Source organism: Nocardioides hungaricus, from assembly GCF_054782915.1.
Genome location: NZ_BAAGRO010000061.1, coordinates 88,808 through 107,131, shown reverse-complemented (window position 1 = coordinate 107,131; position 18,324 = coordinate 88,808). Strand labels below are relative to the sequence as shown.

Here is an 18,324-nt window from a genome sequence, read left to right as displayed (position 1 = left end):
ACGAGGAGACGGAAATAGTGACAGCACCCGCTGAAGGTCTCACGCAACTCACGCCCAGCGTCGACGAGCGGACCTATGTGCACCTGTCCGGGATCACCAAGACCTACGTACGCCGCTGGGCCCGGACGATCGTGCACACCCAGGCTCTCCAGCACATCACCTTCGACGTCGAGAAGGACGAGTTCGTCGCCCTCATCGGATCCTCGGGGTGCGGGAAGTCGACCCTGCTGCGCATCGTCGCAGGGCTGCTGCCGAGGACCTCGGGGGACGTGCTGGTCGGAGGCAGGCCGGTGACCGGGCCGAGCCGGGACACCGCGATGGTCTTCCAGTCCTCCGGGCTGATGCCGTGGCGCACGGTGGCGGGCAACGTGGAGCTGGCGCTCCGCTTCTCCCACTTCCCCCGCGACCGGTGGCGGAGCCAGATCGAGAAGTACCTCTCCCTGGTCGGCCTGGACGAGTTCGCCGGCCACTACCCCGCCGAGCTGTCGGGCGGCATGCAGCAGCGAGTCGGGATCGCCCGCGCCCTGTCGGTCGAGCCCGAGGTGCTGTTGATGGACGAGCCCTTCGGCGCGCTCGACGCGATCACCCGCGAACGGCTGCAGACCGAGCTGCTGGCCATCTGGGAACGGGAACGCCGCACCGTGCTGTTCGTGACCCACTCCCTGGACGAGGCGCTGCTCCTGGCGGACCGGATCGTGGTGATGCGCGGCGGGCGCATCGTCGGCGACGTCCGGACCGGGCTCCCGCGACCCAGGACACGCGACGGCCTGCTCGCGAGCCCCGAGGCCGCCGAGATCCGCAAGTCGCTCATGACCAGCCTGCTGGAGGACTGAGATGCCTGCACCCACTGTCGCACCCACCACCTCGACGGCGCCGGCGAGCACCACGCGCCAGGTCGTCTCCTGGCCGCGCGCCATCCGCGAGGACCTGCTCGGCAGTGTCCGGCTCACCCAGGCGGCGCTGGTCATCGTGGCCCTCGTGGCCTGGGAGATCGCCGGCCGGCAGCTCGGCAACTTCTACCTGCCGCCCCCGACCGTGGTCGCCGGCGCCGCCAAGGAGGTCGTCTCAACCGGGGAACTGCAGCAGGCGATCCTCGAGAGCCTGCTCACGCTCGGGATCGGCTACGCACTCTCGGTGGTCGTGGGTGTCGCCCTGGGCTACGCCATGGGCTGGTACCGCTCCGTCGGCAAGGTGATGGACCCCTTCGTCAACGGGCTGTACGTCATCCCCGTGACGGCGCTGGTGCCACTGATCATCATCTGGTTCGGCCTGGGCATGCTCCCGCGGGTCCTGACCATCTTCCTGTTCGCGGTCTTCCAGGTGCTGGTCACCACCTACACCGGCGTACGCCACCGCGACCAGGTGCTGGTCGAAGTGGCCAGCTCCTTCGGCGCCACCCAGCTGCCGCTCTTCCAGCGGGTGGTCTTCCACGACTCGCTGCCACACATCTTCACCGGTCTGCGGCTCGGGGCCAGCCAGGCGATCAAGGGGATGGTGATCGCCGAGTTCCTCTTCGCCGCGACCGGCATCGGCGGTGCCGTCATCGCCGCCGCCGACCGCTATCAGACCGCCAAAGTCTTCGTCTACATCATCGTCATCGTCATCCTCGGAATGGTGCTCTCGGGGCTGGTTCAGCTATTGGAAAAACTCCTCGTAAAGGGACGTGCATAATGACTCACTTCAAGCGAAGCACGCGCATCCTCCTTCTGGCTCTGGCCGCCTCGGTCGCGCTGGCCGGCTGCGGAGGTGGCGACGGATCACCGCGGACCAGCCTCAAGGGCATGACCGTGGGGTACGCCGAGCAGCTCGACACCATCGACGTGGCCGACCAGTTCGCGCTGGAGGAGGTCGGAGCCAAACGGGTCCAGCTCCGCGCGAACCAGACCGCCGTCACCGCCGTCGACCGCGGCAACATCGACGCCGCAGTCGTCCAGTTCGTCGACGTCGCCCTGGCCATCGAGGAGGGGGGACTGAAGAACATCAAGATCCTCTACCCCGCAGAGCTGACGATCCCGTTCCTCTTCGCGAGCCAGCCGCAGTATCAGACCCTGGACGACCTCGCCGGCCAGAAGGTGGGCTACCACGCGCCCGGGTCACTGACCGAGACGCTGCCCCGGCTGCTCTTCGACCAGAACGCGCCCGAGGCCGGCAAGAGCGTCGACTGGACGATCGTGGCCGGCTCCGCCGCCCGGGCCACCGCGCTCCGGGCCGGCCGGCTCGCGGCGGCCACGCTGGACTACACCGACTTCGTGCGGTTGCAGCAGTCGGGCGCGGACATCACCCAGCTCGGCACCTGGACCGACCTCCAGGGCGACGCCAGCGCGGCGATCAACACCGTGTGGGTGGTCAACAAGGAGTTCTACGACTCCTCCCCGGACCTGATGCGGGAGCTTGCCGTCACCATCCAGAAGGGGTACGACCGGTTCTACAGCGACAAGGCCGGCTGGGTCGCCGCGGCCCAGGAGGAGCTGGCCTCGCTCGACTACCCGGAGGAGGTCCTGGCCGCGACCTACGACTACTACACCGAGATCAACGAGTACCCGAAGTCCGGCACACCCGGGATCACCGAGGAGAGCCTGGCGCGGATGGACTCCTTCTTCCAGTCCACGGGCTCCTACAAGAACGACTTCCCCAGGTCCGCGATCGATCTCAAGTTGATCAAGGACGTGGCCATGGGCAACGCGTCCTGACCATCTCAGGAGGCCGCCGTCCCTGGGGCGGCGGCCTCCGTTCCCGACCTCCGGTTCACCGACCTCGGCGCGGACTTCTCCGACTCCCGACTCTCCACCACCAAGCGCCGATGCTCCGCGAACTCGAAGCCCTCGGCTACGACCTGATCCTCGAACTCGCCGCCTGACCGCGATACCCACCCTTCCATTCCCGGCTCCATCCGCCGGGAACTGCCGCCTACCTGAGCACCGTCATTCTCGGACCAGGCATCCTGCCCCGCCAGATCACTGTGCACCTCGATGCCGGCCACGACAGCGGGGTGACCCGCGACCTGCCGTTTCGAGCACGTATTCCCAGCCGGGCTGCCACGCAAAGTCGGCTGAAAGCGCATCGACCAGTGCGACCTGGCGCAGATGGTGATCAAGGCCGAGCTGAGTGGCGGCATGTCCGACGACCAGCACGCGGGTGCCGTCCCAGCGAGACAGCAAGTCAGAGAGGAACCGACCGACGCGCGCGACCGCCTGCTGCCAGCTTTCACCGCCAGGAAAGGGCGTAGCGAGCTGGGCAAGACGATCAGCGTGGACGCGGTCGCGCGGCATCCCGTTGAGCTCGCCGTAATCACACTCGCGCAACCTCCAGTCAAGCAAGACCGGTATATCGGAGCCGACAAACGCGATGTCGACCGTCTCGACCGCACGAGCGAGGTCCGAGCTGAACACGGCATCCAGCCCGTCGTTGCGACGGCGATCGCCGAGTTCGGCGGCTTGAGAACGTCCGTAGGCCGACAGTCGTCCGGGCAGCCAACCGGTGGCGATGCCTGCTTCGTTGTCCTCGGTTGGCTGGTGCGTCTCGAAGACAATCTGGACGACCATGGCGTCACTCCCCTCGGTTGGCCGAGCTGGCGAGCTCGCCGCGCCAACCGTACGTGCCGCATCGACAGCTCGGTCGTCCAGCTCAGTCGTCGCTACTCGTGGGCGCTCCGGGTCAGATCCTCCAACACGCTGTCCGTGTGCGGCTGTCCAGTACTGGGTCTGCGTCTCGCATCAACTGAAGACGCTCTGCCCCACGGGCCAGACGCGGAACGTTCAGCGACGGTGTCGGCAGCCACCTGGTCCTCGAGTTGCGCCGCCATGTCGCGGGGCCGGTATCCGGCGCGCGAGAGTCGGTGTCGCTCGGTGGCGCAGTCTAGGCTCGGCCCGTGATCGACGCCACCGGGAAGCCCAGGAAGAAGCACCGGCCGTGGTGGCAGGAGACCCTGCTGCTGCTCGTCATCGCGCTGGCGCTCGCCGTGGTCATCAAGACGCTCCTCATGCAGGCCTTCTACATCCCCTCCCCCTCGATGGTGCCCGGCCTGGTGAAGAACGACCGGATCCTGGTCGAGAAGCCGTCGTACTGGTTCGGTGGCGAGCCGCAGCGCGGCGACGTCGTCGTGTTCAAGGACCCCAGCGACTGGCTGCGTCCGGAGGAGAAGGCCGGGCCCGCCAACCCGGTCGCCCGGGCGATGGCGAAGATCGGCCTCTACCCCACCGGCGGGCACCTGGTGAAACGGGTGATCGGCGTCGCCGGCGACACCATCAGGTGCTGCGACACCCAGGGCCGGATCTCGGTCAACGGCCAGCCGCTCGACGAGGACGATTACGTCAACAACGCCGACACCGTGAAGTGCCGTGGGCCGAGGGGGCCGGGCGACTGCGCGTGGACCGCAGGCCCGGTCCCCGAGGGCACGTTGTTCGTGATGGGCGACAACCGGACCGAGTCCGCCGACAGCAGCTACCGACTATGTCAAGACGGCGACGACACCTGCGACCCCGCCGACGCCTACGTCGACACCGGCCTGGTCGTCGGGAAGGTGTTCGCGGTGATCTGGCCCCGGAGCGACTGGGACTGGCTGACCCGGCCGGCGACGTTCTCGGACGTGCCCGACGCCGAAAGTTGAAAGTCGGAGTACCCTCGCGGCCATGGCCGGCCTGGATCTCCGGCGGATCGCCGTCGAGCGCGACCGCATCCGCTCGACGTACCTCGTCCCCGAGGCCGCACGACCGGCGTCCTCGGCCCGCGGCCTCCACCACGTCGCGATCGTCTGCGCCGACGTGGAGACGACCGTGCGGTTCTACCAGGGGCTGCTGGAGTTCCCGCTCACCGAGATCATCGAGAACCGCGACTACGCGGGGTCCAACCACTTCTTCTTCGATATCGGGAACGGCAACCTGATCGCGTTCTTCGACTTCCCCGGCCTCGACCTCGGGCCGTACGCCGAGGTGCTCGGCGGCCTGCACCACCTGGCCATCTCCGTGGCTCCTGACCGCTGGGAGCACCTGCGCGCGAAGCTCGACGCCGCCGGGGTCGACTACGTCCTCGAGAGCGGCACGTCGGTCTACCTCCGCGACCCCGACGGCACCCGGGTCGAGCTCATCGCCGATCCGCTCGGCGAGATGTACGGAATCAAGGTGACATAACTGCCGTCAGGTGTGTGGTTTGGTCACCAACCGCAACATTTCGACCCCGAAACCTGCGGTTGGTGACCAAACCACAGACCCGCCCGTGCCGGCGCAGCGAGAGGCCCTACAGATCGGCGAGGCGCGGGAACACGTCCTCGCAGACGCGGGTGGTCCAGCCGACGGGGTCGTCGGTGGGCGGCATCAGCGTGACCAGGGAGATGCCGAGGGCGGCGTACTCCCCCATCGAGGCCAGGAACGCGTCGGGGTCGGCGACCGGGTCGCCCATCGCGATCATGGTCTTCTCGATCGCGTCGTAGTCGCGGCCGAGGTCGTCGCAGTGGCCGCGCAGCACGTCGAGCTTGTGGCGGACGAGGTCGGGGCTCTCGCCGAAGAGGTTGCAGGCGTCGGCGTACTGCGCGACCAGCCGCAGCGTCTTCCGCTCGCCGCTGCCCCCGATGAGGATCGGCGGGTGTGGCCGCTGCACGGGCGGCGGCACGCAGACGGTCTCGGCGAGACGGTAGTGCTCGCCCTCGAACGGGCCGTCGTCGTCGCTCCACATCTGCCGGACCACCCGCAGCGTCTCCTCCAGGCGCTCGAACCGCTCGTTCGTCGGCGGGAACGGCACGCCGAGGCCGGCGTGCTCGCGGTCGTACCAGGCGGCGCCGATGCCGAGCATCGCGCGGCCCCGCGACAGCACGTCGAGGGTGGTGACGATCTTGGCGAGCAGGCCGGGGTGGCGGTACGTCGTGCCGGTGACCAGCAGCCCGAGGCGGAGGTCCGAGGTCTGGCCGGCGAGGTAGCCCAGCGTCGTGTAGCCCTCCAGCATCGGCTCCGGCGGGCCGCCGAGCTGCTCCATCTGGAAGTAGTGGTCCATCACCGTGAACAGCGCCGCGCCGCCCTGGTCGGCGACCCGGGCGGTCTCGGTCAGCCGGTCGGTGAGCCGGGTCGGCCAGTCGGGGTGGGTGAAGTTCGCGTAGTGGATGCCGATGCGCACGCCCCGAACCTACGCCCCCACCCACAACCACCGTCCACCCACGAGCAGGCAGCCGAGCGTCACGAGCAGGAGCAGCCCGATCCAGACCAGCCCCGGCAGCGGCGTGATCCGGGCAAGGAGGTCGGCGTCGGAGTCGCGAGCCCGGCCGGCCCGCCGCAGCTGTTGGAGCTCCAGCACGGGGCGCGGTGCCGCGAGCAGGAGGAACCAGGTGCCGGCGTACGCCGCCAGCGACTGCGCGGTGCCGCTCCCCCACCAGGTCACGGCGACGACTCCGGCACCGGCGACCAGCACGATCCAGAGCCCGAAGAGGTTGCGAATCTGGAGCAGCAGCAGGGCGAGCAGGACGACGGCCAGCCAGAGCACGGCGAGGGCGTGCCTCTCCCGGAGGAGGAGCGCGGCGCCCAGGCCGAGCAGCGCCGGCCCGGCGTACCCCGCGAACGCCGTCACCACCATGCCCGGACCGGTACGCCGCCCGCGCGAGACGGTCAGGCCGGAGGTGTCGGAGTGCAGCCGGATCCCCGCGAGCCGCCGGCCGCTCACCAGCGCGGCGAGGCCGTGCGCGCCCTCGTGCGCGATGGTGACGACGTGGCGCGACAGGCGCCAGACCCGCGGGACGGCGACCAGCGCCAGCGCGACGAGCGCGGTCGCGAGCGCGCTCCACTCCCCCGGTGGCGGCTGCGTGCCGGCGATGTCCTGCCAGACCCGGTCCAGCGGCGAGAGATCACCCACGGGTGCAAGCGTGCCCGACCGGGTACGAGCACGAGCAGGCGACCGGCGAGCAGTGGGCCGGAGGTTGAGTACGTTGGGGCGCATGGCGACCCCGACGTACCAGCTCAACGACGGCTCCTCCCTCCCGGCGATCGGCTTCGGCACCTACCCGTTGTCCGGCGACGACGGCGTGGCCGCGATCCGCGGCGCGATCGAGGCGGGCTACCGGCTGATCGACACGGCGGTCAACTACGGCAACGAGACCGAGGTCGGCGAGGCGATCCGGCAGAGCGGCGTGCCGCGCGAGGAGCTGAGGGTGACGTCGAAGATTCCCGGCCGGCACCACGGGTACGACGACGCCGTCCGCAGCACCCACGAGTCGCTGGAGCGGCTCGGGCTGGAGTACCTCGACCTGCACCTGATCCATTGGCCCAACCCGAGCGTCGGGACGTACGTCGAGGCGTGGCGCGCGCTGATCGACCTGCAGCGGCAGGGCCTGGTCCGGTCGATCGGCGTCTCCAACTTCACCGAGACCCACCTCGAACGGATCGTCGACGAGACCGGCGTGACGCCGGCGGTCAACCAGATCGAGCTGCACCCCTACTTCCCGCAGGCCGCGATGCGCGAGGCCAACGAACGCCACGGCATCCGCACCGAGTCCTGGAGCCCGCTCGGCAAGCGGCAGGCCCCGTTCACCGAGCCGCCGGTCGCCGCCGCCGCGGAGGCGCACGGCGTCACGCCCGGCCAGGTCATCCTGCGCTGGCAGGTGCAGCTGGGCGCCGTACCGATCCCGAAGTCGGCGACGCCCGAGCGGCAGCGGCAGAACCTCGACGTGTTCGGCTTCGAGCTGGCCGACGACGAGATGTCCGCGATCACCGTGCTGGGGCGTGCGGACGGCCGGCTCTTCGGCGGCGACCCGGACATGCACGAGGAGCTGTAGCCCGCCGACGACCCGTCGGAGGCCGGCGGTCGGCGATGTCGAGCCGCCGCACCTACTCCTCGACGTACTCGATCGGGCCCCCGAGCTGCACGGTGCGGCCGACGGTGCAGAGCCGGTCGCGGGACTGGGCGATCGAGCGCGGCAGCGCCTCGCGGGCGCGGTCGCCCGCCTCGCCCTCGGGGAACCGGACCGCGAAGGTCACGCGCAGGTCGACAAGGTGGTTGCCGTCCTCGTCGCGGACCTTCGCGCCCTCGGCGACGACCTCGAAGCCGGTGGCCTCCGCGCGCTTGCCGGTGATGAGGTCGACGTCGATCGCGCTGCACCCGGCGATCGCGGCCAGCAGCAGCTCGACCGGGGTGAAGTCGGGGTCGCCGCCGGAGCCGACCGGCAGCACTCCCCCGCGCGCGTTGGTCGCCTTGTAGCGACCCTCGCCGATCTTGGCGAGCTCGACCCGGCGATGGCTGTCCGCTGCGTCCGTCGTGGGCACCGTCATGCGCACAGCGTGCCAGAGCCACGACACGCCCGGGCTGACCTACCGGTTTGAGTCCTGGCGGCGGATCGGGGACGGTGGAACGGGTCAGCAACCGCTACCGGAAGGCGAGCCATGCTCACCCTCACCGAGAACGCCAGCGCCATCGTCAACGAGATCACCCACCAGCCCGGCCTGCCCGACACCGCCGGCCTGCGGATCACGACCGAGGACGCCCCCGAGACGGCCTTCGCGGTCTCCGCCGCGCAGCAGGCCGAGCCCGGCGACCAGGTCATCGAGCAGGGCGGGGCGACGATCTACCTCGAGGAGTCGGCGGCGCAGCTGCTGGACGACAAGGTCCTCGACGCCGCGGTCGACCCGAGCGGGAAGGTCGAGTTCGCGCTCGCCCAGCAGGGCTGATCCCGCCCCATCGAGACGCCGAGTCGGCGTGGGTTGCCGGGCAACTCGCGCCGACTCGGCATTCTTCAGTGCCGGGCGCCCGGCCCCTCCTCGTGCAGGCAGGAGGAGGGGAGGTCGAACCAGCGCAGGTGCTCGAAGTCCGCGCTGACCTGGGCGGGGTGCGACTCCAGGTCGGGGCCGGTGGCCGCGGCGAGGATCGCGGCGCCGTCGCGGAGGTGCTCGGCGAGCAGCTCCTCTCCCCCGGTCATCTCCCCGCCGGTCGAGTCGTGGCGCGGCATCGAGAGCCGGCCACCGGCGTACGAGACGTCGTGGAGGCTGAGCGGCGGCGCGACGACACCGTCGCGGTGCCGCCAGAGGCCCGACGCGACGTCGAAGCGGTAGTCGCCGAGCAGCCGCCAGCCCTCGCGCGCGACCAGCCGGACCGCCTCGACGATGTAGTCGGCGACGGCGTCGGAGACGAAGTAGTTGAAGTTGATCCGCACCCAGCCCGGTTTGATGCCCTCGCAGCCGCCGGTGATCTCGCGCTCGAACTCGTGCGAGCGCTCGATGTCGATGCCGAGCAGCCGGTGGCCGTAGGGGCCGGCGCAGGAGCAGCCGCCGCGCGACTGGATGCCGAACAGGTCGTTGAGCAGCGCCACGACGTAGTTGTGGTGCAGGTAGCGGCCCGACGGCGAGCGCAGCACGAACGAGACGATCGAGAGCCGCTCCGCGTCGAGGTTGCCGAGCAGCTCGATGGCCGGCTCCTCCAGCCAGGCCGACACGGCACGGCGCAGGTGGCGCTCCTCCTGCTCGCGGATGGTCGCGGTGCCGACCGCCTCCTTGAGCTGGAAGACCAGGCCGGCCCGGATCGACTCGATGATCGCCGGGGTGCCGCCCTCCTCGCGGTGGGTCGGGTCGCTGAGGTAGCGGTGGTCGTCGTCGTTGACATAGGCGACCGTGCCGCCGCCCGGCACGTCGGGCACCCGGTTCGCGAACAGCTCGCGGCGCGCGACCAGCACCCCGGGCGTCGACGGGCCCCCGATGAACTTGTGCGGCGAGATGAAGACCGCGTCCTTGTACGACGCCGGACGGCCGTCCGCGGCGGCCATCGCGATGTCGACGTACGGCGCCGCCGCGGCGAAGTCCCAGAGGCTGAGTGCCCCGTGCTGGTGGAGCAGCTCGGCGATGCCGGCGGTGTCGGAGACGATGCCGGTCACGTTGGACGCGGCCGAGAAGGAGCCGATCTTGACCCGGCGGTCGGCGTGCTTCTCCAGCTGCTCGCGCAGGTCGTCCTGGTCGACGCCGCCGTCGGGGTCCTGCCGGATCGTCACGACGTCGGCGATCGACTCGCGCCACGGGATCTCGTTGGAGTGGTGCTCGTAGGGACCGATGAACACCACTGGCCGGTCGGCCGGCGGGATGTGCTCGCTCAGCGCGTGCGCGTCGTCGAGCGCCGACGGGATGCGCAGCCCGAGGATGCCGATCAGCTTGGCGATGGCACCGGTGCAGCCGGACCCGGCGAACAGCACGACGGTGTCCTCGTCGCCGCCGACCGCCGCCCGGATGACCTCGCGCGCGTCCTCGCGCAGCCGCGTCGTCTGCAGGCCCGTGCCGCTGGACTCCGTGTGGGTGTTGGCGTAGCCGGGCAGCACCTGGTCGCGGATGAAGTCCTCGATGAACGTCAGCGCCCGGCCGGACGCCGTGTAGTCGGCGTAGGTCACCCGACGGCGTCCGTACGGCGTGTCCATCAGATGGTCCTCGCCGATCACCGACTCGCGGATCAGCGCGAGGAGGTCCCGCTTGTCGTCGTCCATGCGGCCAGCGTAGACCGGCATAGGGTGGTCGCGTGAGCAGTCCCCACCGCAGCCTCCAGCGCGCCGAGGCCGTCGCCCGGTTCGAGCTCATCGCCGTCGAGGAGTACGACGTCCGCCTCGATCTCGCCGCGGACGAGAGCTCCTTCGGGTCGGTGACGACCGTCCGCTTCCGGTCGCGGGGCGGGCCGACGTTCGTGGACCTGAAGCCGCTGCGGGTGAACGGGATCCGGCTCAACGGCGCGCCCCTCGACCCGGACCTGCTGGACCGCGGGCGGCTGCCGCTGGAGACCGTCGCGGGCGCGAACGAGCTGGTCGTCGACGCGGTGATGCCGTTCCGCAACGACGGCGAGGGGCTGCACCGCAGCGTCGACCCGGCCGACGGGCGGCACTACGTCTACGGCATGAGCTTCATGGACGCGGCGCCGACGGTCTACGCCTGCTTCGACCAGCCCGACCTCAAGGCGCCGTACGCCTTCCACGTCACCGCGCCGGCCGACTGGGTCGTGATCGGCAACGCGCCGGCCACGCAGGTCGAGCCGATGCTGTGGGAGCTGGAGCGCACGCACCCGCTGTCGACGTACTTCGTGACGCTCGTCGCCGGGCCGTACCACGTGCTCCGCGACGAGCACGACGGCGTCCCGCTCGGGCTCTCGGCCCGCGCCAGCCTCGCGTCGGCGCTGGACGCGGACGCCGAGGAGCTGTTCACGATGACCCGGCAGTGCTTCGACGAGATGCACCGGCTGTTCGGGGTCCGCTACCCGTTCGGCGACTACCACCAGGCGTTCGTGCCGGAGTTCAACGCAGGCGCCATGGAGAACCCGGGCTGCGTGACCTTCCGCGACCCGCTCGTCTTCACCAGCCGGGTCACCCGCGGGATGCGGATCGCCCGCGCCACCATGATCGCGCACGAGATGGCGCACCAGTGGTTCGGCAACATCGTCACGCCGAAGTGGTGGGACGACCTCTGGCTCAACGAGTCCTTCGCCGAGTACCTGGGCGTCCGGGTCACCGCCGACGTCACGCAGTACGCCGACGCCTGGACCGACCACGCCTACGACCGCCGGCTCTGGGGGCTGACCGCCGACCAGGGTCCGAGCACGCACCCGGTCGCGGGCAACGGCGCGGTCGACGCGAGCGCGGCGCTCCAGGACTTCGACGGCATCTCCTACGCCAAGGGCTCGAGCATCCTCAAGCAGCTCAACGCCTCGATCGGCGACCGGGTGTTCTTCGACGGCGTCGTCGACCACCTCGCGCGGCACCGGTTCGGCAACGCCACCATGCACGACCTGTTCACGTCCTGGGAGCGCGCCGGCGCGGGCGACCTGTCCTCGTTCACGTCCAACTGGCTGCGCACCGCCGGCGCCGACACGCTCACCTTCGACCGGGCGGCCGGCGTGGTGCGCCGCACTCCCCCGGTCGCGCATCCCGCCGATCGCGCGCACACGTTCCGTGCCGCGGTCGCCGTGGCCGGCGTGTGGGAGGAGCGGACGATCACGCTCGACTCGCCCTCCACTCCGCTCTCGGTGCCAGAGGGGGCAGCCGTCGTCCTCGATCCGTACGAGGACTCCTGGGACGTCGCCCAGGTCGACGCGGTCACGGTCTCGGCGCTGCGCGAGCTGCTGCCCGCCGTACCCGACGACCTGCGGGCGGGGATCTGGAACAGCGCGCGCGGCGCGCTCATGGACGCCGCGGTCGACCCGGCCGCCGTCCTCGACCTGGTCGTCGCGAGCCTGCCGGTCGAGGACACCGAGGACACCCGGCGACGCACGCTCGCCTGGGTCTTCGACTGGGTCGTGCCGCTCGCCGGCGAGGGCGCGCTGGCGCGCGTGCACGAGGCGGCGCTGACGAAGCTCGGCTCGCTGGAGCCCGGCTCGGAGCGGCAGCTGGCGGCGTTCCGCGCGGCGATCACCTCCTCGGCGGACCCGGCCGCACTGCGGGGCTGGCTCGGCTCGGCCCCGGCCGGGATCGAGGTCGACCTCGACCTGCGGTGGCGGCTGCTCGTCCGGCTGGCGGTGCTGGGAGCGACCGACCGGGACGAGCTGCGGGCCGCGCTCGACGCGGAGCCGAACGGCGAGTCGCGGGTCGCGCACACTCGCGCGGTCGCGTCGCTGCCCGACGCCGGGGCCAAGGAGTGGGCCTGGGACCGGTTCACCGGCAAGGTCGACGTCCCCAACTACGAGATCGAGGCGGCCGGGCTCGGCATGTGGCGCGGCGGCCAGGAGCACGTGACGGCGCCATACGTCGACCGCTACTTCGAGGACCTCCCCGCGACCGTCGGGGTGCGCAGCGGGTGGGTGCTGGCGGACGCGACGGAGTTCTTCTTCCCGCGGACGTCGGTGACCGAGGCGACGCTGACACGGACCCGTGTGCTGGCGGCGGACGAGGGCCTCGACCTGTCGGTGCGCCGCCGGCTCGCCGACCAGGCCGACGCGCTCGCCCGGCGGCTGGTCGTGGCGAGGACGTACCCGTCGGCATGAGTGTCGACCGCGCGCGCCGTCCCGGGCCCACGGTCCGGGCCCGCGTGACCGAGCACGCGGCGTCGGGCTCGCGGAACCGGGAGGACCGGCTCGCGACCGAGGAGCCGCTGGAGATCCGGCTGACCTGGCCGTCCGCGCCGCCGCGGCGGGTATGGGTCACCATGCGCACGCCCGGGCACGACTTCGAGCTCGCGGCCGGGTGGCTGGTCCACGAGGGCGTCGCGGCGCCCTCGTCGATCCGGGGCGTGGCCTATTGCACCGATGTCGCCCTCACCGCGGAGGAGGAGCTCAACGTCGTCACGGTGACGCTGTCCTCCCCTCCGCTGCGCGACCCGGGGCACCGGCACTCCGGGGCCGGGTCGTCGGCGTGCGGGGTGTGCGGGAAGGACAGCATCGCGGACGTGCTCGCGGCGCCGGTCGCGCCGCGGTGGACTGGTCCGCTGCCGGCTCCGGACCTGGTAGGGCGCCTGTCGGGCGCGCTCCGCGAGCGGCAGACGGTCTTCGCCCGCACCGGCGGCGTGCACGCGGCCGGGCTCGCCACCGCATCCGGGGAGCTGCTCGTCGTACGCGAGGACGTCGGGCGGCACAACGCCGTCGACAAGGTCACCGGCGCCCGCGTGCTCGCCGGCGCCTCGCCGGCGGATGCCTGCCTGGTGGTGAGCGGCCGGGCCGGGTTCGAGCTGGTGCAGAAGGCGGTCGCCGCCGGCATCGGCACCCTCGTCGCCGTCGGTGCCCCCACCTCGCTCTCGGTCCGGCTGGCCTCCCACGCCGGGCTGGTGCTCTACGGGTTCGCGTCCGCGGACCGCTGCGTGCGCTACGCCTGATGTTGCGGATTGGTCACCAACCGCATGTTTTCGGCCCGGAAATCTGCGGTTGGTGACCAATCCGCAGCCCTACGGCGCGCCACCCCGACGAATGTCGGCGGTCGCTCCTAGCGTGGCGGTGTGCGCATCCTCCACACCTCCGACTGGCACCTCGGGCGGTCCTTCCACCGCGAGGGCATGCTCGGGCACCAGGCTGCGTACGTCGACCACCTGGTCGAGGTGGTCGCGGCGGAGCGGGTGGACCTGGTCGTCGTGTCCGGCGACGTCTACGACCGGGCGCTCCCGCACGTCGACGCGGTGCGGCTGGCCGACGAGGCGCTGGCGCGGCTGGCGGCCAGCCGGGCGAAGGCCGTGCTGACCAGCGGCAACCACGACTCGGCCCGGCGGCTCGGGTTCAGCTCGCGGCTGATCGACGCCGCCGGCGTGTTCATCCGCACCGACGCCGGCAGCGTCGGCACGCCGGTCCTGCTCGACGACGAGCACGGGCCGGTCGCCGTCTACGGCATCCCCTACCTCGACCCCGACGCGGTCCGCGAACCGTGGGGGCTGGCCGGCCGCTCGCACGAGGCGGCGCTGACCGAGGCGATGCGCCGGGTTCGCGCGGATGCCGGTCGGCGACGTCCCGGGTTGCGGACCGTGGTGCTCGCGCACGCCTTCGTCTCCGGTGGTCAGCCCTCCGACTCCGAACGCGACATCAGCGTCGGCGGGGTGTCGCTGGTGCCGGCCGCCGTCTTCGACGGGGTCGACTACGCCGCCCTCGGTCATCTGCACGGCCGGCACACGCTCACCGAGGCCGTGCGCTACTCCGGCTCCCCGCTCGCCTACTCCTTCTCCGAGGCCGGCCATCGCAAGGGCTCCTGGCTCGTCGACCTCGGCGCCGACGGGTTCGAGCGCGCCGAGTTCGTCGAGGCCCCGGTCCCCCGCCGACTGGCCCGGATCCGCGGCACCCTCGACGAGCTGCTCCACGACCTCACCCTCACCGAGCACGAGGACTCCTGGGTGCAGGCGACCCTCACCGACGGCGTGCGCCCGCTGCAGGCGATGGAGCGGCTACGGCGCCGGTTCCCGCACACGCTGGTGATCGGGTTCGAGCCCCTCGGCGGCGAGCGGCCCGCCGTACCCACCGCCCGGCGGGAGGGCCGCTCCGACCACGCCATCGCGCTCGACTTCGTCGCCGACATGCGCGGCGCGCCCGCGACGAGGGCGGAGGCCGCCCTCCTCCAGGAGGCGGTCGACGCCTGCTGCGAGGACCCCGACGTCGACGTCCTGGTCACGGAGGCACGATGAGGCTCCACCACCTCGAGGTCACCGCGTTCGGGCCGTTCGCCGAGACGGTCGCCGTGGACTTCGAGCACCTCTCCGGCGCCGGGCTGTTCCTGCTCCACGGACCCACCGGCGCGGGCAAGACGAGCGTCCTCGACGCCGTCTGCTTCGCACTGTACGGCGACGTGCCCGGTGACCGCGGGAGCGCCAGGCGGCTGCGGTCCGACCAGGCGGCGCCCGGCGTCCGCCCGCGGGTCGCGCTCGAGGCGACGCTGTCGGGCCGGCGCTTCCGGATCGTGCGGTCGCCCGCGTGGGAGCGGCCCAAGAGGCGCGGCGCCGGCCGGACCACCGAGCAGGCGTCGGTGCGCATCGCCGAGCGGGTCGCCGGCGAGTGGACCACCCACAGCACCCGCCTCGACGAGACCGGCCATCTGGTGACCCGGCTGGTCGGCATGAACCTGGCCCAGTTCACCCAGGTCGCGATGCTGCCGCAGGGGCGGTTCCAGCAGTTCCTGCGGGCCCGCTCCGAGGAGCGGCACCACCTGCTCCAGCAGCTGTTCCGGACCGGACGGTTCGAGGACGTCGAGCGCTGGCTGCGCGACCACCGGCTCGCCCTGCGCAAGCGGTCGGAGTCCGCCGAGGCCGAGGTCGCCGACCTGGTCAGCCGGGTCAGCGAGACCACCTCGACCACGGCACCCGCCGAGGACGTCGCCGCCTGGGCGCGCGACCTGCTGAGCACCGCCGAGGAGTGTGCCGCGGGGGCCGCGGCCGCCGCCGCCGAGGCGGCCGAGACCGAGGCCGCGAGCCGCGAGACGCTGGAGGCCGCGCGGACGCTCGCCCGGCGCCGCGCCCGGCTCGACGCCGCGACCATCGAGCACGGCCGCCTCGCCGCCGCCGCGCCCGAGCAGGACGCCGCCCGCGAGCGGCTGCGTGCCGCACGACGTGCCGCGGGCGTCGTACCCCTCCACCGCGTGGCGGTCGCCGCCCGCCGGGCCGTCACCAGCACCGACCGGCACGCCCTCGAGGAGGGCTTAGCCGCGGCGGCCGAGGAGGTCGTCCGGCTCCGGGCTCTCCAGCCGCGCGCCGACCGCCTGCGCGAGGTGCGCGCCGAGGCCGATCGGCTCCGGGCCCGCCGGGCCGAGCTCGCGGCCGCCGCCGAGGCCGCCCGCACCGCCGCGCGCGAGCAGGTCGGGTCGCTGACCGCCCGCCACGCGGAGGCAGAGCGCGCCCACGAGGCGGCCCGCAAGGAGACCCTCGACCTGCGCGAGCACGCGATCGGGCTGCGCGAGCGGCGCGTCAACGGGATGGCCGCCGAGATCGCGGCGAGCCTGGTCGTGGGTGGCTCCTGCCCGGTCTGCGGCTCCTGCGACCACCCCCACAAGGCGACCGCCCTCGATGGAGCCCCGGACGAGGCGGCCGAGAAGGCCGCCCAGAAGGCGGCCGACGACGCCGCGGCGACCGAGTTCCTCCGCAAGGACGAAGTGCGCGACCTCGCGACCGCTCTCGCGACGGCCGCCGAACGCGTCGACGTGACGCCTCCCGCGGTCGCCACGGAGGCGGCCGCCGCCGACGCCCGGCTCGACCACCTGGCGACCGAGGCGACCGAGCTCGCCGAGGCGCTGGCCGACTACGACGACGAGACCGTCCGGGCGACCACGGACCACGAGCGCGACCTCCGCGCCGCGCTCGCCGCGCTCGACGACGCCGTGGCGGCCGAGCGGGCCCTGACCGCAGCCGTCGTGGAGGCCGGCTTCGACACCGCCGCCGACGCGGTCGCGGCCGCGCTCGACCCGAGGGCGTACGACGAGCTCGCCCACCGGCTCGCCGAGCACGACCGCCGCCTCGCCGCGGTCACCGCCGTCTTGAGCGAGCCCGGCGCCGACGAGGTCGCCCGCGCGGAGCTCCCCGACCTCGCGGCGCTGACCGAGGACCACCGGGTCGCACTCGCCGCCCTCGGCGACGCCCGCGCCCAGGAGCAGCACTGGCACGCCCTCGCCCACCGGCTGGCCGACCTCGCCGCCCGCCTGGACGCCGCGCTGGCATCGTGGGCGCCGCTGCGCGCCGACCTCGACCTGGTCACCGGGCTCGCGGCGTTCGTCGAGGGCAAGTCCGCCGACAACCGGCTGCAGATGCGGCTCTCGGCGTACGTCCTGGGCTACCGGCTCTCCCAGGTCGTGGCCGCCGCGAACGCCCGGCTCGCCGGCATGAGCGACCAGCGCTACTCCCTCGAGCACACCGGGCGCCGCGGCGCCGGCGAGACCCGCGGCGGGCTCAGCCTGCTGGTCCGCGACGACTGGTCCGGGGAGGCGCGCGACCCGGCCACGCTCTCGGGCGGCGAGACGTTCGTGGTGTCGCTGGCGCTGGCGCTCGGGCTGGCCGACGTCGTGACGCAGGAGGCCGGCGGCGCCGACCTCGACACGCTGTTCGTCGACGAGGGCTTCGGGTCCCTGGACGCCGACACCCTCGACGACGTGATGGACACCCTCGACGCGCTGCGCGACGGCGGCCGCGTCGTGGGCGTCGTCAGCCACGTCGCCGAGATGCGCGACCGGATCCCGACCCAGCTGCTGGTCCGCAAGGATCGCCGCGGGTCGACGCTCGCCGTCAGCCGTTGAGCGAGCGCCACCCGGTCACGTCGAGACCCCAGCCGTCGGCCAGCCGGCGCGCCTGCGGGCGGTAGAGCGCCCGCAGCGCCTCCCGCATCCCCTCCGGCCACGACCAGTCGGCGTCCGGCGCGGAGCTGGACCGCGACCTCTCGTCGACTGCGGTGACCGGCACCGGGGCCAGGCCCAGCCGCGACCAGACCGCCTCGACGGCCGCCTGCGGATCCTGCACGGCCCGCTCGTAGACCTGCACCACCAGCCGCTCCCGGCCGACCTGGCTCGCCCACAGATCGAGCTGGTCGGCGTAGTAGCCGGCCCAGGTCTGCAGGCTGGTCGGCGTACCGGACAGCTCGGCCTTCCCGCGGGTGACGGCCAGCCGCATCGCCGATCGGTAGCGGTCGATCGGGTCGCGCAGCAGCACCACGATCGGGGCGTCCGGCACCAGCCGAGGTACGGCGACGCCGACCGACGGGTGCCGCAGATAGCTCGGGGAGAACTCCCCGCGCCGGACGCCGTCGTCGGGGAACAGCGCCAGGTACTCCTCGGCCGGCACGGCGCCGTCTGCGACGCGGTGCAGCAGCTGCTGCTCCTTCTTGCCGTTGGTCCCGAGCCCCACCTCGGGGTGTTGCGTGAGCAGCCCGGTGAACCATGCGGTCCCGCTGCGCTGCGCCCCGATCCCCAGCCAGGCAACTGCGTTCATCCCCCGCACCCTAGTCGGGTAGGTT

17 protein-coding genes are annotated in these 18,324 nt (G+C 72.3%); 11 read left to right on the top strand and 6 right to left on the bottom strand.

Features of this window, described 5'->3' with window-relative positions; genetic code table 11:
• Positions 1-17 precede the first annotated feature (17 nt).
• Genes ACYVKX_RS21565 through ACYVKX_RS21555 form a run of 3 tightly spaced genes read left to right on the top strand, consistent with a single transcriptional unit; the run spans position 18 to position 2,690 of the window.
• Complete coding sequence (locus ACYVKX_RS21565) at positions 18-833, top strand: ABC transporter ATP-binding protein (protein WP_460835752.1); 816 nt, start codon at positions 18-20, stop codon at positions 831-833.
• Between the two features lies 1 nt (position 834).
• Positions 835-1,671 (top strand): ABC transporter permease, encoded by an 837-nt coding sequence (locus ACYVKX_RS21560; protein ID WP_460835751.1) that lies wholly within the window; start codon positions 835-837, stop codon positions 1,669-1,671.
• Positions 1,671-2,690 (top strand): ABC transporter substrate-binding protein, encoded by a 1,020-nt coding sequence (locus ACYVKX_RS21555; RefSeq protein WP_460835750.1) that lies wholly within the window; start codon positions 1,671-1,673, stop codon positions 2,688-2,690. Before ACYVKX_RS21560 ends, ACYVKX_RS21555 begins: the two co-directional genes overlap by 1 nt.
• 264 nt (positions 2,691-2,954) lie before the next feature.
• On the opposite strand, the gene ACYVKX_RS21550 is transcribed toward ACYVKX_RS21555, so the two are convergent.
• Positions 2,955-3,542, bottom strand: a complete 588-nt coding sequence (locus ACYVKX_RS21550) for a histidine phosphatase family protein (protein ID WP_460835749.1) — start codon at positions 3,540-3,542, stop codon at positions 2,955-2,957.
• Between the two features lie 326 nt (positions 3,543-3,868).
• On the opposite strand from ACYVKX_RS21550, the gene lepB reads away from it, so the two are divergent.
• Together lepB and ACYVKX_RS21540 are read left to right on the top strand one after the other, a co-directional pair.
• On the top strand, positions 3,869-4,606 hold the full coding sequence (gene lepB / locus ACYVKX_RS21545; RefSeq protein WP_460835748.1) for a signal peptidase I: 738 nt from the start codon (positions 3,869-3,871) through the stop codon (positions 4,604-4,606).
• Positions 4,607-4,628: 22 nt separating this feature from the next.
• Positions 4,629-5,126 carry a VOC family protein gene (locus ACYVKX_RS21540; protein WP_460835747.1) on the top strand — a complete coding sequence of 166 codons (498 nt, stop codon included), beginning with the start codon at positions 4,629-4,631 and terminating at the stop codon, positions 5,124-5,126.
• Positions 5,127-5,232: 106 nt separating this feature from the next.
• Here ACYVKX_RS21540 and ACYVKX_RS21535 read toward each other — a convergent pair whose 3' ends face one another.
• Both ACYVKX_RS21535 and ACYVKX_RS21530 read right to left on the bottom strand, forming a co-directional pair.
• The gene (locus ACYVKX_RS21535; RefSeq protein ID WP_460835746.1) at positions 5,233-6,102 is read right to left on the bottom strand and encodes an LLM class F420-dependent oxidoreductase; all 870 of its coding nucleotides are present in this window, start codon (positions 6,100-6,102) and stop codon (positions 5,233-5,235) included.
• A 9-nt stretch (positions 6,103-6,111) separates the two neighbouring features.
• Positions 6,112-6,831, bottom strand: coding sequence for a M50 family metallopeptidase (locus ACYVKX_RS21530; RefSeq protein WP_460835745.1), 720 nt, complete (start codon positions 6,829-6,831; stop codon positions 6,112-6,114).
• A gap of 82 nt (positions 6,832-6,913) precedes the next feature.
• On the opposite strand from ACYVKX_RS21530, the gene ACYVKX_RS21525 reads away from it, so the two are divergent.
• The gene (locus ACYVKX_RS21525) at positions 6,914-7,750 is read left to right on the top strand and encodes an aldo/keto reductase (RefSeq protein WP_460835744.1); all 837 of its coding nucleotides are present in this window, start codon (positions 6,914-6,916) and stop codon (positions 7,748-7,750) included.
• Positions 7,751-7,802: 52 nt separating this feature from the next.
• Here the strand turns inward: ACYVKX_RS21525 and ACYVKX_RS21520 are convergent, their stop codons facing one another.
• Entirely contained in the window at positions 7,803-8,243 is a 441-nt protein-coding gene (locus ACYVKX_RS21520; protein WP_460835743.1) for an OsmC family protein, read from the bottom strand.
• A 111-nt stretch (positions 8,244-8,354) separates the two neighbouring features.
• On the opposite strand from ACYVKX_RS21520, the gene ACYVKX_RS21515 reads away from it, so the two are divergent.
• Positions 8,355-8,639, top strand: coding sequence for a Fe-S cluster assembly protein HesB (locus ACYVKX_RS21515; protein WP_460835742.1), 285 nt, complete (start codon positions 8,355-8,357; stop codon positions 8,637-8,639).
• Positions 8,640-8,704: 65 nt separating this feature from the next.
• On the opposite strand, the gene ACYVKX_RS21510 is transcribed toward ACYVKX_RS21515, so the two are convergent.
• Positions 8,705-10,432, bottom strand: coding sequence for an aminotransferase class V-fold PLP-dependent enzyme (locus ACYVKX_RS21510; protein ID WP_460835741.1), 1,728 nt, complete (start codon positions 10,430-10,432; stop codon positions 8,705-8,707).
• A 32-nt stretch (positions 10,433-10,464) separates the two neighbouring features.
• Between ACYVKX_RS21510 and pepN the strand changes: the two genes are divergently transcribed.
• From pepN to ACYVKX_RS21490, 4 genes are all read left to right on the top strand, one after another.
• On the top strand, positions 10,465-12,909 hold the full coding sequence (gene pepN, locus ACYVKX_RS21505) for an aminopeptidase N (RefSeq protein ID WP_460835740.1): 2,445 nt from the start codon (positions 10,465-10,467) through the stop codon (positions 12,907-12,909).
• Positions 12,906-13,733: a formate dehydrogenase accessory sulfurtransferase FdhD gene (locus ACYVKX_RS21500; RefSeq protein ID WP_460835739.1), complete on the top strand. Its 828-nt coding sequence runs from the start codon at positions 12,906-12,908 to the stop codon at positions 13,731-13,733. Before pepN ends, ACYVKX_RS21500 begins: the two co-directional genes overlap by 4 nt.
• A 120-nt stretch (positions 13,734-13,853) precedes the next feature.
• A complete protein-coding gene (locus ACYVKX_RS21495; RefSeq protein WP_460835738.1) occupies positions 13,854-15,020 on the top strand; it encodes an exonuclease SbcCD subunit D in 1,167 nt (388 codons plus the stop codon).
• Positions 15,017-17,611 (top strand): AAA family ATPase, encoded by a 2,595-nt coding sequence (locus ACYVKX_RS21490; protein WP_460835737.1) that lies wholly within the window; start codon positions 15,017-15,019, stop codon positions 17,609-17,611. The genes ACYVKX_RS21495 and ACYVKX_RS21490 overlap by 4 nt, the downstream gene beginning before the upstream one ends.
• Here the strand turns inward: ACYVKX_RS21490 and ACYVKX_RS21485 are convergent.
• Positions 17,601-18,299, bottom strand: coding sequence for a sulfotransferase family protein (locus tag ACYVKX_RS21485; protein ID WP_460835736.1), 699 nt, complete (start codon positions 18,297-18,299; stop codon positions 17,601-17,603). The two genes, ACYVKX_RS21490 and ACYVKX_RS21485, sit on opposite strands and share 11 nt — an antisense overlap.
• Positions 18,300-18,324 lie beyond the last annotated feature (25 nt).

Excerpts from the sequence above, each read along its gene's own strand:
- ACYVKX_RS21520 (WP_460835743.1), bottom strand. The coding sequence starts at position 8,243 with ATGACGGTGCCCACGACGGACGCAGCGGACAGCCATCGCCGGGTCGAG.
- ACYVKX_RS21485 (WP_460835736.1), bottom strand. The coding sequence starts at position 18,299 with ATGAACGCAGTTGCCTGGCTGGGGATCGGGGCGCAGCGCAGCGGGACC.
- ACYVKX_RS21500 (WP_460835739.1), top strand. The coding sequence starts at position 12,906 with ATGAGTGTCGACCGCGCGCGCCGTCCCGGGCCCACGGTCCGGGCCCGC.
- ACYVKX_RS21560 (WP_460835751.1), top strand. The coding sequence starts at position 835 with ATGCCTGCACCCACTGTCGCACCCACCACCTCGACGGCGCCGGCGAGC.
- ACYVKX_RS21540 (WP_460835747.1), top strand. The coding sequence starts at position 4,629 with ATGGCCGGCCTGGATCTCCGGCGGATCGCCGTCGAGCGCGACCGCATC.
- ACYVKX_RS21490 (WP_460835737.1), top strand. The coding sequence starts at position 15,017 with ATGAGGCTCCACCACCTCGAGGTCACCGCGTTCGGGCCGTTCGCCGAG.
- ACYVKX_RS21555 (WP_460835750.1), top strand. The coding sequence starts at position 1,671 with ATGACTCACTTCAAGCGAAGCACGCGCATCCTCCTTCTGGCTCTGGCC.
- ACYVKX_RS21515 (WP_460835742.1), top strand. The coding sequence starts at position 8,355 with ATGCTCACCCTCACCGAGAACGCCAGCGCCATCGTCAACGAGATCACC.
- ACYVKX_RS21525 (WP_460835744.1), top strand. The coding sequence starts at position 6,914 with ATGGCGACCCCGACGTACCAGCTCAACGACGGCTCCTCCCTCCCGGCG.
- ACYVKX_RS21510 (WP_460835741.1), bottom strand. The coding sequence starts at position 10,432 with ATGGACGACGACAAGCGGGACCTCCTCGCGCTGATCCGCGAGTCGGTG.
- ACYVKX_RS21550 (WP_460835749.1), bottom strand. The coding sequence starts at position 3,542 with ATGGTCGTCCAGATTGTCTTCGAGACGCACCAGCCAACCGAGGACAAC.